21 protein-coding genes and 1 tRNA gene are annotated in these 15,565 nt (G+C 69.2%); 20 read left to right on the top strand and 2 right to left on the bottom strand.

Features of this window, described 5'->3' with window-relative positions; translation table 11 throughout:
• From NYE39_RS02165 to NYE39_RS02195, 7 genes are all read left to right on the top strand, one after another.
• Positions 1-888, top strand: coding sequence for a segregation and condensation protein A (locus NYE39_RS02165; RefSeq protein ID WP_341011745.1), 888 nt, complete (start codon positions 1-3; stop codon positions 886-888).
• Positions 878-1,534 (top strand): SMC-Scp complex subunit ScpB, encoded by a 657-nt coding sequence (gene scpB, locus NYE39_RS02170; protein ID WP_226283230.1) that lies wholly within the window; start codon positions 878-880, stop codon positions 1,532-1,534. The genes NYE39_RS02165 and scpB overlap by 11 nt, the downstream gene beginning before the upstream one ends.
• The gene (locus NYE39_RS02175; RefSeq protein WP_192912127.1) at positions 1,534-2,445 is read left to right on the top strand and encodes a pseudouridine synthase; all 912 of its coding nucleotides are present in this window, start codon (positions 1,534-1,536) and stop codon (positions 2,443-2,445) included. Before scpB ends, NYE39_RS02175 begins: the two co-directional genes overlap by 1 nt.
• Complete coding sequence (locus NYE39_RS02180; RefSeq protein WP_341011746.1) at positions 2,442-3,566, top strand: prephenate dehydrogenase; 1,125 nt, start codon at positions 2,442-2,444, stop codon at positions 3,564-3,566. The genes NYE39_RS02175 and NYE39_RS02180 overlap by 4 nt, the downstream gene beginning before the upstream one ends.
• Positions 3,567-3,588: 22 nt before the next feature.
• Positions 3,589-4,287 (top strand): (d)CMP kinase, encoded by a 699-nt coding sequence (cmk, locus tag NYE39_RS02185; protein WP_341011747.1) that lies wholly within the window; start codon positions 3,589-3,591, stop codon positions 4,285-4,287.
• A 74-nt stretch (positions 4,288-4,361) separates the two neighbouring features.
• Positions 4,362-5,843, top strand: a complete 1,482-nt coding sequence (gene der / locus NYE39_RS02190; RefSeq protein ID WP_341013350.1) for a ribosome biogenesis GTPase Der — start codon at positions 4,362-4,364, stop codon at positions 5,841-5,843.
• 78 nt (positions 5,844-5,921) lie between these two features.
• Positions 5,922-5,998: transfer RNA gene (locus NYE39_RS02195), tRNA-Pro, on the top strand.
• A 99-nt stretch (positions 5,999-6,097) separates the two neighbouring features.
• Here the strand turns inward: NYE39_RS02195 and NYE39_RS02200 are convergent.
• Complete coding sequence (locus NYE39_RS02200; RefSeq protein ID WP_341013351.1) at positions 6,098-6,958, bottom strand: tyrosine-type recombinase/integrase; 861 nt, start codon at positions 6,956-6,958, stop codon at positions 6,098-6,100.
• On the opposite strand from NYE39_RS02200, the gene NYE39_RS02205 reads away from it, so the two are divergent.
• Positions 6,936-7,124, top strand: a complete 189-nt coding sequence (locus NYE39_RS02205) for a hypothetical protein (protein WP_341013453.1) — start codon at positions 6,936-6,938, stop codon at positions 7,122-7,124. The two genes, NYE39_RS02200 and NYE39_RS02205, sit on opposite strands and share 23 nt — an antisense overlap.
• A 109-nt stretch (positions 7,125-7,233) precedes the next feature.
• Here NYE39_RS02205 and NYE39_RS02210 read toward each other — a convergent pair whose 3' ends face one another.
• Positions 7,234-7,854: a helix-turn-helix domain-containing protein gene (locus tag NYE39_RS02210; protein WP_341011748.1), complete on the bottom strand. Its 621-nt coding sequence runs from the start codon at positions 7,852-7,854 to the stop codon at positions 7,234-7,236.
• A 215-nt stretch (positions 7,855-8,069) separates the two neighbouring features.
• Between NYE39_RS02210 and NYE39_RS02215 the strand changes: the two genes are divergently transcribed.
• The 12 genes from NYE39_RS02215 to NYE39_RS02265 all read left to right on the top strand — a co-directional run bounded on the left by NYE39_RS02215 (position 8,070) and on the right by NYE39_RS02265 (position 15,555).
• Positions 8,070-8,249, top strand: coding sequence for a helix-turn-helix domain-containing protein (locus NYE39_RS02215; RefSeq protein ID WP_341011749.1), 180 nt, complete (start codon positions 8,070-8,072; stop codon positions 8,247-8,249).
• The gene (locus NYE39_RS02220) at positions 8,249-8,581 is read left to right on the top strand and encodes a hypothetical protein (protein WP_341011750.1); all 333 of its coding nucleotides are present in this window, start codon (positions 8,249-8,251) and stop codon (positions 8,579-8,581) included. Before NYE39_RS02215 ends, NYE39_RS02220 begins: the two co-directional genes overlap by 1 nt.
• Positions 8,578-9,648, top strand: a complete 1,071-nt coding sequence (locus NYE39_RS02225) for an AAA family ATPase (protein ID WP_341011751.1) — start codon at positions 8,578-8,580, stop codon at positions 9,646-9,648. Before NYE39_RS02220 ends, NYE39_RS02225 begins: the two co-directional genes overlap by 4 nt.
• Positions 9,648-9,845 carry a hypothetical protein gene (locus NYE39_RS02230; RefSeq protein ID WP_341011752.1) on the top strand — a complete coding sequence of 66 codons (198 nt, stop codon included), beginning with the start codon at positions 9,648-9,650 and terminating at the stop codon, positions 9,843-9,845. Before NYE39_RS02225 ends, NYE39_RS02230 begins: the two co-directional genes overlap by 1 nt.
• Positions 9,846-9,856: 11 nt before the next feature.
• Positions 9,857-10,105, top strand: a complete 249-nt coding sequence (locus tag NYE39_RS02235) for a hypothetical protein (RefSeq protein WP_341011753.1) — start codon at positions 9,857-9,859, stop codon at positions 10,103-10,105.
• Between the two features lie 146 nt (positions 10,106-10,251).
• Positions 10,252-10,488: an HNH endonuclease signature motif containing protein gene (locus NYE39_RS17255; protein ID WP_445667082.1), complete on the top strand. Its 237-nt coding sequence runs from the start codon at positions 10,252-10,254 to the stop codon at positions 10,486-10,488.
• Entirely contained in the window at positions 10,485-11,960 is a 1,476-nt protein-coding gene (locus NYE39_RS02240; protein WP_341011754.1) for a terminase large subunit domain-containing protein, read from the top strand. The genes NYE39_RS17255 and NYE39_RS02240 overlap by 4 nt, the downstream gene beginning before the upstream one ends.
• Before the next feature lie 112 nt (positions 11,961-12,072).
• Positions 12,073-13,359: a phage portal protein gene (locus tag NYE39_RS02245; protein ID WP_341011755.1), complete on the top strand. Its 1,287-nt coding sequence runs from the start codon at positions 12,073-12,075 to the stop codon at positions 13,357-13,359.
• An 86-nt stretch (positions 13,360-13,445) separates the two neighbouring features.
• The gene (locus tag NYE39_RS02250; RefSeq protein ID WP_341011756.1) at positions 13,446-13,889 is read left to right on the top strand and encodes a hypothetical protein; all 444 of its coding nucleotides are present in this window, start codon (positions 13,446-13,448) and stop codon (positions 13,887-13,889) included.
• A gap of 14 nt (positions 13,890-13,903) precedes the next feature.
• Positions 13,904-14,401 (top strand): hypothetical protein, encoded by a 498-nt coding sequence (locus NYE39_RS02255; protein WP_341011757.1) that lies wholly within the window; start codon positions 13,904-13,906, stop codon positions 14,399-14,401.
• 14 nt (positions 14,402-14,415) lie between these two features.
• A complete protein-coding gene (locus NYE39_RS02260; protein WP_341011758.1) occupies positions 14,416-14,607 on the top strand; it encodes a hypothetical protein in 192 nt (63 codons plus the stop codon).
• Positions 14,608-14,718: 111 nt separating this feature from the next.
• Positions 14,719-15,555, top strand: coding sequence for a phage major capsid protein (locus NYE39_RS02265; RefSeq protein WP_341011759.1), 837 nt, complete (start codon positions 14,719-14,721; stop codon positions 15,553-15,555).
• Positions 15,556-15,565 lie beyond the last annotated feature (10 nt).

Below are 15,565 nucleotides of genomic sequence, written 5' to 3' on the forward strand. Positions count from 1 at the left end.
GTGGAGGCCGTCCCCGGCGGGGTCATCACCAAGCGTGGTGCGGAGCAGGCCTTCACCGTCCACCTGGACAACTTCGAGGGTCCCTTCGACCTGCTGCTCGGCCTGATCAGCAAGCACCAGCTCGACATCACCGAGATCGCGCTGGCGCGCGTCACCGACGAGTTCATGGCCCACCTGCGGGCGCTGCAGGCGAGCGAACCCTCGTGGGACCTCGGGCAGACGAGCGAGTTCCTCCTCGTGGCAGCGACCCTGCTCGACATCAAGGCCGCCCGCCTGCTGCCCAACACCGGCGACGGTGACGACGAGGACCTCGAGCTCATCGAGGCCCGCGACCTGCTCTTCGCGCGCCTGCTGCAGTACCGCGCCTTCAAGGACGTCGCCGCCCACCTCGGCGAGACGATGCAGGCGACCGGGCGCATGACCGCCCGCCAAGCCGGCCTCGAGCCGCACCTGGCGCAGCTGCTGCCCGAGCTGGTCATCAGCATCACGCCCGAGCAGCTGGCGATGATCGCCGCCCGGGCCCTGACCCCCAAGGAGCCCGAGACCGTCGGGCTGACCCACCTGCACGCGCCGGCCGTCAGCGTGCGCGAGCAGGCGGTCGTCGTCGTCGACCGGCTGCGCAGCGAGGGCACGACGTCCTTCCGCGCGCTGGTGCGCGACGCCGACTCCACCCTCGTCGTCGTGGCGCGCTTCCTCGCGCTGCTCGAGCTCTTCCGCGACAAGCAGGTCGTCTTCGACCAGCCGGAGGCGCTCGGTGACCTCGAGGTGAGCTGGACCGGCAGCGACGAGGGCACCGTGGACGTCGGGGCCGAGTTCGACGAAGGGGAGGCTGCGCCCCCTTCGCCGGAGCAAGAGGACGCAGCGGACGTGGAGGACGATGATGACTGAACCCGAGACTCTGCCGGACCAGCCGCAGGACGACGCCACAGCCCCGGAGGCGGAGACCGGCGACGACGTGCAGGTCGCCTTCGACGTCGGCGAGCTGCCCGGCGGTGCCCGCGCGGCGATCGAGGCCGTGCTCATGGTCGTCGAGGAGCCGGTGACCGACCACGCGCTCGCCTCTGCCCTGGAGCTGCCCGTCGAGGAGATCCGCGAGGTCCTCGACGACCTCGAGCGGCACTACGGCGACGGCACCCACGGGTTCACCGTGCGCAACGTCGGGGGAGGGTGGCGCTTCTACAGCCACCACGCCTACGCCCCGGTCGTCGAGCGCTTCGTCCTCGACGGCCAGCAGTCGCGGCTGACCGCGGCCTCCCTCGAGACCCTCGCCGTCGTCGCCTATCGCCAGCCCATCTCCCGGGCGCGGATCAGCGCCGTCCGCGGCGTCAACGTCGACGGCGTCGTGCGCACCCTGCTCACCCGTGGCCTGATCATCGAGGTGACCAAGGACGAGGAGTCCGGTGCCACGCTCTACGGGACGACGCCCTACTTCCTCGAGCGCATGGGGCTGAACTCCCTCGACGACCTGCCGCCCATCGCCCCCTACCTGCCCGACGCATCCGTGCTCGACGAACTCGTGAACGAGGCCCGCTGATGACCCCACCCCGCAACCGCCGTCCCGGAGGCCCCCAGGGTGCCCCCCGAGGCACCGGACCGAAGAAGCCCCCCCGCCCCGGCCGACGCCCCCAACCCGACCGGGGGACCACCGGTCGCAGCCGCAAGGGCCAGCCCGACCTGGCCCCGGAGCCGCCGCGCCTGCCGACGATCGACGTCCACGACCCCGAGGGCACCCGCCTGCAGAAGGTGCTGGCCACCGCAGGCGTCGGCTCCCGCCGCGCCTGCGAGCTGCTCATCGCCGAGGGCCGCGTCGAGGTCGACGGTCAGGTCGTCACCGAGCTCGGGGTGCGCGTCGACCCCCTTCGCCAGACCGTCCACGTCGACGGCGAGCGGATCCAGCTCGACGAGTCGCGGGTCTACCTCGCCTTCAACAAGCCTGCGGGCGTCGTCACGACGATGTCCGACGAGCTCGGCCGGCTCAACATCGGCGACTACGTCGCCGGCCGCCCGGAGCGGCTCTTCCACGTCGGCCGGCTCGACGCCGACACCGAGGGCCTGCTCATCCTCACCAACGACGGCGACCTCGCCCACCGGCTGCAGCACCCCGCGCACGGCGTGCTCAAGACCTACATCGCGGAGATCCCCGGCCCGGTACCCAAGGACCTCGGCAAGACGCTGCGCGCCGGCGTCGAGCTCGACGACGGGCCGGTCCAGGTCGACTCCTTCCGCATCGTCGACTCCAAGCCGGGCAAGGCGATCGTCGAGGTGATCCTCCACGAGGGGCGCAAGCACATCGTGCGTCGCCTCCTCGAGCACGTCGGTCACCCGGTCATCTCGCTCGTGCGCACCCAGGTCGGGCCGATCACCCTCGGGTCGACGAAGTCCGGCCGCTGGCGGCCGCTCAGCCAGCGCGAGATCAGCGACCTCTACAAGGCTGCGGGGCTGTGACCGCCTCCACCGAGGCGAAGGGAGCGGCCTCCGCGCTGCCCCCGGTGCACGTCATCGGGACCGGCCTCATCGGCGCGAGCATCGGGCTGGCGCTCACCGCCGCCGGTGCCGACGTCACGCTCGAGGACCAGTCGGAGACCTCGGTCTCGCTGGCCCGTGACCTCGGGGCAGGACGGATCAGCGCCGACGTCGCCCCCGGTGTTGTCGTCGTGGCCGCGCCGCCGGACGTCACGCCTCGGCTCGTCGTCGCCGCGCTGCAGCGGTGGCCCGAGGCCGTCGTCACCGACGTCGCGTCCGTCAAGCAGGTGATCCTCGCCGATCTCGTGCGCGCCGGCGTGGCCATCGAGCGCTATGTCGGCAGCCACCCGATGGCCGGCCGCGAGCGCTCGGGCGCGATCAGTGCGCGGGCCGACCTCTTCGAGGGCCGGGCGTGGGTGCTCTGCCCGCACGAAGGGAGCGACCCGGCCGCCACGCAGGTCGTCTCCCGGCTCGCCCAGGCCACGGGCGCCGCGGTCACGACCCTCAGCCCCGCCGACCACGACGCCGCCGTGGCCGCCGTCTCCCACGCACCGCAGGTCGCCGCCTCGCTCGTCGCGGCCCGGCTGGAGCACCTGAGCGAGCAGGCCGTGGGCCTGGCCGGCCAGGGCGTGCGTGACGTCACCCGGATCGCCGCGAGCGACCCCGGCCTGTGGACCCAGATCCTCTCGGGCAACGCCGGAGCCGTCGCACAGGTGCTGCGCGCGATGTCCCAGGACCTCGTCGGGATCGTCGAGGCCCTCGACGCCCTGTCGACGGACCCGCACGTCGCGGACGCCCCCGGCGCCCGCGCGGTGCTCGCCCGCAGCATCGCCGACGGCAATGCCGGCCACGCCCGCATCCCGGGCAAGCACGGTGCGCCGCCGGCTGACTACGCCGTGGTGCGGGTCGTCGTCGACGACCGCCCGGGCGAGGTCGCGCGGCTGCTCACCGAGATCGGCGAGGAGGGGGTCAACATGGAGGACCTGCGCCTCGACCACGGGCTCGGACTGCCCTTCGGCGTGGCGGAGATCTCCGTGCTCCCGGCTGCTGCGGGACCTCTCACCGAGGCCCTGCAGACCCGCGGGTGGCAGATCCACTCCTGAGCGGCGACTAGGCTGACCCCTCGTGACCAGCCCGCCCGCCCCCTTCGTCATCGGCATCGACGGACCCTCGGGATCCGGCAAGTCCAGCGTCTCGCGTGCCGTCGCCGCCCGGCTCGGCGCCGGCTACCTCGACACCGGCGCGATGTACCGCGCCCTGACCTGGTGGTGCCGCCACACCGAGGTCGATCTCGGCGACGCCGACGCGATCGTCGCGGCCGCGCTCGGCCTGCCGCTCGAGATCGGCGACGACCCGCAGGCGCCGACGGTCGCCGTCGACGGCATCGACGTCGCGGCGGCGATCCGCACCAGCGAGATCAGCTCGCTCGTCTCGACCGTCGCGACCGTGCCCGAGGTGCGCGTCGAGATGCAGCGACGTCAGCGCGCGCTCATCGACGACATCGCCGCGCGCCACGGTGCGTGCGTCGCCGAGGGACGCGACGTCACGACCGTCATCGCGCCCGACGCCCAGGTGCGCATCCTGCTCACCGCGACCGAGGAGGCCCGGCTGCGGCGCCGCTCGCTCGAGGTGCACGGCGCCACCGACGACGCGGCCATCGCCGCGACCCGCGACCAGGTCGTGCGGCGCGACCGCGACGACTCGACCGTCTCGCAGTTCACCGAGGCCGCGGAGGGTGTGACCGTCGTCGACACCTCCGATCTCGACTTCGAGGGCTCGGTCGCCGCGGTGATGGACGTCGTCGCTGCTGCGCGAGCGAGCTGACACCCCCTTCGACATCTGCGGCCGCGGCCGCCCACGGCTGCGACAATGGCCGTCACCACCGACTGACCAGGAGCATCGTGGACACCACCGAACCCACCGCACCCCACGGGGACGACGAGAGCGCCGAGGGCGTCGAGCGGGTGCTGCGTGCCGGGCTCGAGGACTTCGAGCTGACGCCCGAGGACCGCGCGATCATCGACGGCTTCCAGCCGGAGGCCGCCGAGGAGGCCGCCGGACCGCTGCCGGTCGTCGCCATCGTCGGCCGGCCCAATGTCGGCAAGTCGACCTTCGTCAACCGCGTCCTGCGCCGCCGTGAGGCGGTCGTCGAGGACACGCCGGGCGTCACCCGTGACCGGGTCGCCTACGACGCCGAGTGGTCCGGCCGGCGCTTCACGCTGCTCGACACGGGCGGCTGGGAGATCGGCGCCGAGGGCATCCACCTGCGCGTCGCCGAGCAGGCCGAGGTCGCCATCGAGATGGCCGACGTCGTCGTCTTCGTCGTCGACGCGATCGTGGGCGCGACGGACGACGACGAGGCGGTCGTGCGCCTGCTGCGCAAGTCCGGCAAGCCGGTCGTCCTCGTCGCCAACAAGGTCGACGACCAGCGCTTCGAGGCCGACGCCGCCGCCCTGTGGAACCTCGGTCTGGGCGAGCCGATGCCCGTCTCCGCCCTCCACGGCCGGGGGAGCGGCGACGCCCTCGACGCCGTCCTCGACGTCATGCCGGAGGTCTCCGCGTCGGGCAAGGCCCTGCCCGAAGGGGGTCCGCGTCGCGTGGCCCTCATCGGGCGGCCCAATGTCGGCAAGTCGAGCCTGCTCAACAAGATCGCGGGGGAGGAGCGGGTCGTCGTCGACGACTTCGCCGGCACCACGCGCGACCCGGTCGACGAGATCATCGAACTCGGCGGGCGCCCCTGGCGCTTCGTCGACACCGCCGGCATCCGGCGCCGGGTGCACCAGACCAAGGGCGCCGACTTCTACGCCTCGCTGCGCACCCAGGCGGCGCTCGAGAAGGCCGAGGTCGCCGTGGTGCTCATCGACACGCACGAGTCGATCACCGAGCAGGACCTGCGGATCATCAGCCAGGTCGTCGAGGCTGGCCGAGCACTCGTCATCGCCTACAACAAGTGGGACATGCTCGACGAGGAGCGGCGCTTCTACCTCGAGCGCGAGATCGAGCGTGAGCTCGTGCAGACGCAGTGGGCGCCGCGGGTCAACATGTCGGCGCTCACCGGTCGCCACGTCGACCGGCTGACGCCGGCACTCGACACCGCCCTCGACTCGTGGGACACCCGCGTACCGACCTCGCGGCTCAACGCCGTGCTCGGCGAGATCGCCTCGGCGCACCCGCACCCCGTGCGCTCGGGCAAGCAGCCGCGGATCCTCTTCGCGACCCAGGCCTCGACCCGTCCGCCGCGCTTCGTCATCTTTGCCTCGGGCTTCATCGAGGCCGGCTACCGACGCTTCCTCGAGCGCCGCCTGCGCGAGGAGTTCGGCTTCGAGGGGACGCCGATCGAGATCTCCGTGCGGGTGCGCGAGAAGCGTCGTCGACGCTGATCCGGGACCCGCGGACCCCGATTCGGTGAGTGCCGAGGACGTGGGATAAGGTGACGTTCGCTCCTCAGGGAGCAGCCACGGGCTGTGGCGCAGCTTGGTAGCGCACTTGACTGGGGGTCAAGGGGTCGCAGGTTCAAATCCTGTCAGCCCGACCAGCGGAAATCCGTTGATATGAAGCCGATCTTGGGAAACCGAGGTCGGCTTCAGTCGTTCCGTGGGGGAGTCCTGACCGCCATTTTTGACCGCCATTGCGGTCAGGACGAGTAGGCCCCGCTCAGAGTCCGCATCGCATCCGCTGCCACGGTCGGCGCAACGTGGCCGTAGATGTCGCCCGTGATCGCCACAGACGAGTGCCCCCACAGCTCGGAGACCACCTTCAGCGGCACGCCCTTGGAGAGCATCACCGAGGCCGCCGAGTGGCGAAGGGTGTGCAGGCCCGCATCGGGGTGCCCGGCCTTCGTCGCGGCCACCTTGAAGGCCCGCAGCGCGTTCCTCGGGTCGCACGGCTCGCCCAGCTCCGTGGTGAAGACGAAGCCCGAGTCGATCCACACTGACCCGGCGACCTCCCGCTCCTCGCGCTGACGATCCCGCAGCGCTTGGAAGATCGCCTTCGTCTCCTCGGTCATCGCGAACGGCCGCTTCGACTTCGCCGTCTTCGTGTCCGTGACGACGAGCTGGCCCTCCTCGCGCGCCAGCGTCCCGACCACGCGGAAGGTCCCGTTCGTCATGTCCACGTGACTCCAGCGCAGCGCCAGCGCCTCGCCGCGCCTCATGCCCGTGTTCGCCAGCAACTGGAACAGCAGCGCGTACCTGGACCCCTCCGCGTGCCGGATGACGTCGGTGACCTCGTGCGCCTGGAGGAACGTCGCCTCCTTCGAGGTCACCTTCGGACGCTTGACGATCGCCGCAGGGTTCTCCGCGATCGCGCGGTCCCGGACGGCCGTGTCCAGCACCGCGCGAAGGACTGTGTACGTGGAGCGGACTGTCGACTCCGACAGGCCCTTCGCTCGCAGGCCGGCGACCCACGCCTCAACCTTCCTCGGGGTCAGACGATCCAAGGACGATCGTCCGAGGTCGGAGTCGGAGATGTGCTTGCGCGCCAGCGTCGAGTACATCGACTTGGTGCTCGCCTTCCTGTCGCTGACGGCGAGCGTGGACCCGATCCAGTCCTCCACGAACGCCGCGAGCGTGACCTTCGCGTCCTTCGGAGGCCGCTTCTTCTTGACCCGCGCCCGGACCTCCTCGCCCTTCTCCCGAGCCTCCTTCGCCGTCTTCCCGTAGACCGTCGCGCGCTTGCTCAGTCCGTCCGGGTCGACGTAGCGGACCTCCACGACCCAACGGCCGTCCTTCCTCTGGCGTGGCTTGGAGCCCTCACCGTTCGCTCGCCTCGTCACTTCGACGTCCCCTTCAACTCTGGGTTAACAGCCTCGAAGACAAGTTCCGCCTGTTTGATGATGGCCAAGTAGAGCTCGACGATGCCTTCCTTCAACGGCGTCTGATCGACGTCGAGCACCATTCCGTCGTTCGACTCCACCGAGAAAATCGACACGTCGCTCTCGACCTGACCCTCCGCGTACTCCCTCGGTGCGTTGAAGATGTGACCCATCGCGGCCTCTGCCGCCTCCGAGTCTTCGGCAACGAGGTTGAAGAACTCGAAGTGTGCGTCGACGAGTGGGTGTAGCGCGTCGATGAAGTTCGCCCTGGCGTCCTCGACTGCCCTCACGACCTCCTTCATGCGCGCCTTCTGGTAGATGTCGCGTGGTGTCAGCAGGTCCTCAACCTCCCTGCCGAAGACCCGCGCGAAAGCAATGAGCTCGTCAACGCCGATCTTCCGTGGCGGGTCGCCCTTCTCGATCTTGTAGATCGCCGACGCGTTGATGGGACACCCGGCCTCCGTCATTCGCCTCGCCAGCGCGTCGTAGGACCAGCCCCGCTCCTCGCGCTCGTGCGAGATCCGCCAAGCGAGGTTGGTCTCGCCCTCGATGCTCCGCACCGCATTCCGTCGTGCCATGTCGCCTCCGTTCCTTAACGAAATGCAGCATAGCCGTGTTGGCTTGCCGTTCGCAACGCCCGCGGCTCATCGTTGTTCCTAACGGACACGTCCGTACGAAGTTTAGGAACTACATAGAGCAGCAGGCCGGCTGGCCGCACGAGACGAGCACGACGTCGGTCGCGATCCCCAGAGGAAGCCGGTCCCCACCTCATCCACCTACCAAGGAGGACGCCATGAAGCGTCTACTTCACCCCATCCCCGATGCAGCCCAAGCACTCGGCGTCAGTCGCACGACGATCTATGAGCTCATCTCCGCCGGCGCACTCAAGCCAGTGAAGATCGGCCGCCGAACCTTCATCGCCCAGGACGAGCTGGAGCGCTACGTCCGCAGCCTCACCGAGGTGAGCGCTTGATGTTCACCCCCAACGAGAAGAACCCCCGGCCGAGCTGCAACTCGACCGAGGGTGACGGCAACTACCTGGCAGCAGATACCGACCTCCAGCCTACCGACGTCACGACACTCAGCAATGCCGAGTGGGACCGGTGCATGGACTACTACCGCAGCGGCTACATGGCCGGCCTCGACCGCGGTCGTGCCCTCGCAGACGCCGAGGCCGCCGCGATCGGCCGTGAGGCAGCCCGGATCGTCCACCTCATGGCTGGCATCCCCGAGCGCGATCGCGAAGCCGACAAGGCACGTCGCGCCCGCATCGACGCCCGCTTCAACGAAAGGAGGCCCGCGTGACCTCAACCCTCGAAACCGACGGCCGCCAGCGCGGTGTCTACTGGACCGCAGCTGACCTCGTCGACACCCACTTCCCGGAGCCCCGATGGGCCGTCCCCGGACTCATCGCCGAAGGGCTGACAATCCTCAGCGGAGCGCCGAAGCTCGGCAAGTCCTGGCTCTGCCTCGACCTCGGAATCTCCATCGCCTCCGGAACGCCCGCTCTTGGCAAGATCGACACGCTGCAAGGAGACGTCCTCTACGCCGCGCTGGAAGACCCGCCACGGCGACTGAAGTCCCGGCTCCGCAAGGTGCTCGACGACGGACCCGCGCCCGGCAACCTCGCGATCGTCACCGAGCTGCCGAACATGACGGTCGCGCTCGACATGATCGCCGAGTGGCTCGGAGAGCACCCAGACGCCCGGCTCGTCATCGTCGACGTGCTCGCCAAGATCCGACCGCCAGCGCAAGCCGGCACGAGCGCCTACGAGGCCGACTACGCGGTCCTGTCACGGCTCAAGAAGCTCGCAGACGACAGCCGTGTTGCCGTCGTCGTCGTCACCCACCTCCGCAAGATGGAGGCGAGCGACGTCTTCGACCAGGTCTCGGGATCTACCGGCCTGACCGGAGCCGCCGACGCGACGCTCGTCGTCAAGCGAGCCCGTGGCGAGAATGCGGCCACGATGCACGTCACCGGTCGCGACGTCGTCGAGTCCGAGTACGCGGTGACCTTCGACCCCGAGCGATGCGTCTGGACCCTCGACGGCGAAGCGCTCGCAGAGGCAGCCAAGAAGGCCGCCTCCAACCGAGTGGCCGATGGGCTCGGTGACCGGTCCGCGGAGATCCTCGAGCTCGTCGCAGCCAGCCCCGGAATCGGACCCACCCAGGTGGGCAAGGCCGTCGGCCTCGATGCCAACGCGGCCGGTGTGTACCTCCAGCGCCTCGTGGACGCCGGTCGACTCCAGAAGACCGGACGGGGTCGGTATAGCCCTATTGAAAGCGTTGCAAGTGTTGAAGGGCAGAACGTCATCCCCGTCGCCTTCAACACAAACAACACTTTCGACACCCCCTTTGGGAGTGACGAGTGATGAACCGCCAGGAGCGACGACGCAAGGCCCGCCTCCGCGAAGAGTGGGAAGACCGACGCCACCTGCAAGCGGACTACGAGTGCCCCGACTGCCAGGCCGACACCCGTCTCGTGCAGCAGCACCCCGGCCTCTACACCCTCCTCGTCTTCCACGACGAGACCTGCCCGTCCTACCGGGCCATGCCCCCCACCACCTGAAGGAGCACCCCATGACCACCCCCACCGTGAAGTTCACCCGCCTCACCGCCACTCACCGCAGGTGGAAGCGAGGTAGAGGCTCGTCCCTGATGCGAGGCCACGTCCGCGCCTTCGTCGACGGATTCCTCGTGACCAAGACAGTCGGCAAGCCGTGGCAGTGCTCCTGCCTCGACGCCGACTGCACCCACCCCGATGCCGTCGCCTCGCTCGTGGCCGACGAGGTACTCGACCACATCGAGGCCGAGGGGGGCGACGAGTGAAGCCCTGCATCGTCTGTGGTGAGCCCAGCAGCGGCCCACGATGCCCCGAGCATCCTCGCGAGCCTCGCAGCGGCAAGGCGAAGACCACGACCGCGATCACGGGCAACCCCACCGCGTGGAAGAAGCTCTCCCGACGCCTCCGGCGCATGCAGCCGTGGTGCTCGGTGCCCGGCTGCGCCAACACCGAGCTGACCGTCGACCACATCGTCCCGCTCGTCAACGGCGGCGCACCCTTCGACCTCGCCAACCTCCAGGTCCTCTGCCGCTCGCACAACGCGGCGAAGGGCAGGGGGGAAGGGGTGCCGGGTAAGGATGCCCTAAGCGCCGGTAAGCCTCAGAGGGCAACTCACTTGGGAATGATTCTCACCAAGGAGGACCGATGAAGGCCGGTCCCAAGGCGAAGCTGGAGAACGGCGACGTCCCGCTCCCGTTCGCGCCGCGGACGAAGGTCGAGTCGGAGCGGTTCGCGGCCTTCGCCAAGAAGTTCCTGAAGACGCCCAAGGGCACGGGAGCCAAGTCTCCGCTGGAGATCCACGACTTCCAGATGGATCTTGCCCGCGCGGTCCTGGACTCCGGTGCGCGCACGGTCGGTCTGATGTTGCCGCGTGGGTCGGGGAAGACCACCCTGAACGCCGCGATCGGCCTCTACGCGCTCTTCACGTGGGGGGAGGGTGCCAACGTCGTGGTGGTCGCCGTCGACGAGCGACAAGCCGGTCTGGCCTTCAACGCTGCTCGCCGGATGGTGGAGCTCGACGAGGAGCTCGTCACCCGCACGCACATCTACAAAGACCGCTTGTACGTGCCGCTGACGGACTCGACCTTCCAGACGCTGCCTGCGTCGCCTGCCGCGCTGGAGGGACTGGACTACGTCCTCGCGATCGTCGACGAGGCCGGTGTCGTCTCGCGTGACGTCTTCGAGGTCGTGCAGCTCGCACAGGGCAAGCGGGAGCGATCGGTCCTCGTCGCGATCGGCACGCCCGGTCCGAACCTCGACGACCAAGTCCTCCTGTCCCTTCGCGACTACGCACGTGACCACCCGGAGGACAAGTCGCTGGCCTTCCGGGAGCACTCCGCGGACGCCTTCAAGGACCACCCCGTCGATTGCGAACACTGTTGGGATCTCGCCAATCCCGCGTTGGCCGCCGGCTTCCTGCATCGCGACGCGCTGAAGGCTCTCCTGCCGCCGAAGACGCGGGAGGCGACGTTCCGGCGCGCTCGGCTGTGTCAGGTCGTCACCGAGACCGCGGGGTCCTTCCTGCCTCCCGGCGTCTGGGACGGGCTCAGCACTGGCGAGGGGGTGCCGGACGGCTCGGACGTCGTCATCGCGCTCGACGGCTCCTTCTCCGACGACACGTGCGCGCTCGTCGTGGGCACGGTCTCGACAGCGCCGCACTTCGACGTCGTCAAGGTCTGGGAGAAGCCCTCCGATGACGAGTCGTGGCGCGTGCCGGTGCTGGAAGTGGAGGAGGAGGTCCGCTCCTCCTGCAAGCGCTGGAACGTCGTGGAGATCATCGCCGACCCGTTCCGGTGGACCCGCACCCTCCAGGTGCTGGAGGCCGAGAAGTTGCCCGTCGTGGAGTTCCCGCACTCGCCCAGCCGTCTGACGGCCGCGACCGGAGACCTGTACAACGCCGCGACGAACGGCGACATGACGCACTCCGGCAACACGAAGTTGGCCGCGCACATCGCCGCAGCGGTCGTGCGCGACGACGCCCGAGGCATTCGCCTCGACAAGCAGTCCCGATCTCGCAGCGCCCGAAAGATCGACCTGGCGGCCGCGCTGCTCATGTGCCACTCGCGCGCGACATGGCGAGCGAGCAAGAAGACCAAGCGCAAGACGAGGAGCTTCGCGTGAACCACCCGCAGGAAATCCCGATCCCACCCCGAGTGAGCAGCAAGCGCGACGGATGGCCCACCCACAAGACCAAGGCGCGGCAGCGCCGACGCAAGCCCGGAAGGAAGCACGCATGAACGACACCCTGACCAAGCTCATCCAGCGCCTCGACGAGCACGAGCCCCGCGCCACGCTCCTGGACCGCTACTACGCCGGCGAGCAGCCGCTCGCCTTCCTGTCCCCGGAGGCGAAGACGGCTCTGGGGGACCGGCTGACGACGATGTCCTCCAACGTGTGTCGAGTCGCCGTGTCTGCGCTGTCCGAGCGGCTGCGCGTCACCGGCTTCACCCGCAGCGGGCAGGCTGACAGCGCGTTGTGGACCGCCTGGGCTCGCAACGACATGGACCAGCTCGCCCCCGTGGCCCATCGTGAAGCGCTCATCCACGGCCGGTCCTACGCGCTCGTGTGGGCCGACCGGCTCGGACGCTCACAGGTGACCGTGGAGTCCGCGCGCCAGGTCACCACGCTCCGCGATCCCGCCACGCGTGAGGTCGTCGCAGCGGTCAAGCGCTGGAGCGACGGGAAGGTCTCCCGCGCCTCGCTCTTCGAGCCGGACCGGATCACGACCTTCATCTCAGACAGCGGGGTCGCCGGCTGGAGGACGCTGGAGACGATCGACAACCCCTTCGGAGTCGTCCCCATCGTGCCCTTGGTCAACACCGACCGGCTCCTCGACGTCGACGGACGATCCGAGCTCGCCGACCTCCTGCCGCTCGTCGACGCCCTCAACAAGCTCTTGGCGGACATGATGGTCGCCTCCGAGTACTACTCCCGTCCCCGTCGGTGGGCGACCGGTCTCGAGCTGGAGCTTGACGACGAGGGCAACGCGGTCAACCCCATCCCCGAGGGCAACCGCACGATGGTCAACGAGTCTCCCGAGGGTCGCTTCGGGTCTCTGCCCGGCTCGGACCTCGCCGCCTACGAGTCGGCCGTCACGCTCCTGACCAGCCAGATCATGGCCGTCTCGAGCCTGCCGTCGCACTACCTCGGTGTGCTGTCCTCCCAGCCGCCTTCGGCCGACTCCTTGCGAGCCGCTGAGGCATCCCTGACGGCCAAGGCGCAGTCCCGTATGGCGACCTTCGGCCGGAGCTGGGAGCAGGTCGCTCGGCTCGTCGTCGCCGCCGACACGGGAGTCGACCCCGAAAGCGTGGACGTGGCCGTCCAGTGGGCCGACCCCGGCACTCGGTCGATCGCCCAGGAGGCTGACGCGGTCGTCAAGCTCCACGCCGCGGGGATCCTGCCGACGACGTTTGCGCTCGCCAAGCTCGGCTACACGGACGACGAGATCGCCGCGATCCGGGCAGCCCGCCGCGCCGAGGCCCTGGACACGGTCGGTCTCGACCTCGGAGCCACCGCGTGAACCCGCTGGAGGAGATCCTTCAGAGGTTGAGCGCGTCGCAGCAGGAGCGCGCCCGGGTCGCCTTCGCGTCCTTCGAGGAAGGTCTCTTGACGTCGAGTGAGTTCGTCGAGGTGGTCACCAACATCATCTTGGCTGGCAACGCTCACGCGTACTCGCTCGGTTCCGCCTCGGTGCGCTCGCTCGTCGAAGCCAAAGTCGGTGCGGTCGAGATCACCCCGGCTGTGGCGACGCCGCACCACCTCGACAACGCCCGGATCCAGACCGCGCTGACCACCGTCATGGCCTCCGAGCTCGACACCCTCATGCAGGTGCAGCGCATCGCGGACAACGAGCCGAAGCAGGCTGCCGCCGACGGGTCAGGGGACGTGCTGGCAGCCTCCGAGCGCGTCACCGGCTGGACACGCGCCCTGGACTCCAAAGCCTGCGAGCTCTGCCAGTGGCTCTACAAGGACGGATACGTCTACCCGGCCGACCGGCCGATGACCCGGCACACCGGATGCGTGTGCAGCCAAGACCCCGTCGTCGCCTGACGCCGGACCTCACGATGAAGGAGAAGATCATGACCGAGCAAAACGATGAGATCCAGCCGCTGACCGAGGCCGACGTCGACGAGGCCGAGGGTGTGGCAGATCGGCAGACCCTTTCGGCCGAGGAGGGCGTCACGCCAGATGACACCCCCGACGATCAGAGTGCCGACGCGACCGAGATCGACGAGCCCGACACCTTCCCCCGTTCCGTCGTGGAGAAGCTCCGCAAGGAGAACGCCGGCTACCGGGAGAAGGCGCGCAAGGCTGAGACCTACGCCCGAGAACTCTTCTACGCCCGCGTGGCCGCCACGGGACGCCTGGCCGACGCCGACGACCTGCCCTTCGACGCGGCCCTCCTCGACGACCACGACGCCCTCACCGCTGCTGTGGACGCCCTTGTCGCCCGCAAGCCTCACCTGGCCTCCAGGACGCCGCGTGGCGACGTCGGAGCCGGCGCGCTGTCCGAGGACGCCGCTACGGTCGATCTCGCCGGCATCCTCCGGTCACGAGTCTGAGAGGGAGACAGAACATGGCTAAGCAGAACCAGGACCTGATCAACGAGACAGCGGCAGTGCTCTTGGAGGCGATCAAGGAGGCCGCTCCGGACGCACATCGCCACAGCAGCGAAGGGCTGGAGTCCTTGGCTCGCGCCTACAGCCTCGTCGTGGAGCAGTCCCTCAACGAGCCGCCTGTCCCACGGTCCGCGAGGCGAGTCCATTGAGAACGGTTCTCATCTGAAGTATCCTGAAGGGGAGGCACCCGGCGTGCCTCCCCTTCACGGTCCCGGCGGCCGAGGTGACAACTCCCTCCCCTTCGCCTGATTGGACCCCCAATGTCTGAGAGCACCACCACCAACCCGACCCTGGTCAAGGACCAGGTCTCCTCCCTCCTCGTGCAGCCGCTGGAGGCTGCGAGCGTCGTCCTCTCCAGCGGACCGCGCATCTTCGACTCCTCCGAGCCGCTGAAGATCCCCCGACTCGTCTCGTCCACCGATCCCGGCTATGTCGCCGAGGGTGGACTCATCCCCGACAACCACGACGTGGCCTTCGACGAGGTCAGCCTCATGCCGACCACGCGCCGGAGCATCAAGTCGATCCTGCGGTTCACCAACGAGCTGGCCCGCTCCGCGACGATCGGCCTCGACGCGGTCCTGAAGGCCCGCCTCGTCAACGACGTGGCGACCAAGCTCGACACCGAGCTCCTGACCGGGACCGGCGCGACCGGCTCCATCACGGGGATCATCAACCAGGCGAACGTGCAGACCGGTGAGCTCGACGTCACCGACGCCGACAGCCTCCTCGACGGCATCGCGCTGGCGACCGCGGCCGAGGTCACCCCGAACCGTTGGTTCATCTCCGGCGCGGACTTCATCGCCATTCGCAAGCTGAAGGACACCTCCGGCAAGTACCTCCTGGAGTCCGACCTCACCAAGGACGCGACCTATCGCCTCTTCGGCATCCCGGTCACGGTCACCAACAAGCTGGCCGCGGGCAAGGCCGTCTTGGCCGACATGTCTCAGGTCGCCGTGGTCCGCGACGTCAACCCGTCCGTGACGGTGCTCTCGGAGCGCTACGCCGAGTACGACGAGATCGGCCTCCGTGTCGTCTGCCGATACGACCTCGGTCTCCTGCACCCCGAGGGTGTCGTCGTCCTCACGGACGCCGCCTGAGCATGGCTCA

The organism is Janibacter sp. FSL W8-0316, from assembly GCF_038004165.1.
Classification (GTDB): domain Bacteria; phylum Actinomycetota; class Actinomycetes; order Actinomycetales; family Dermatophilaceae; genus Janibacter; species Janibacter indicus.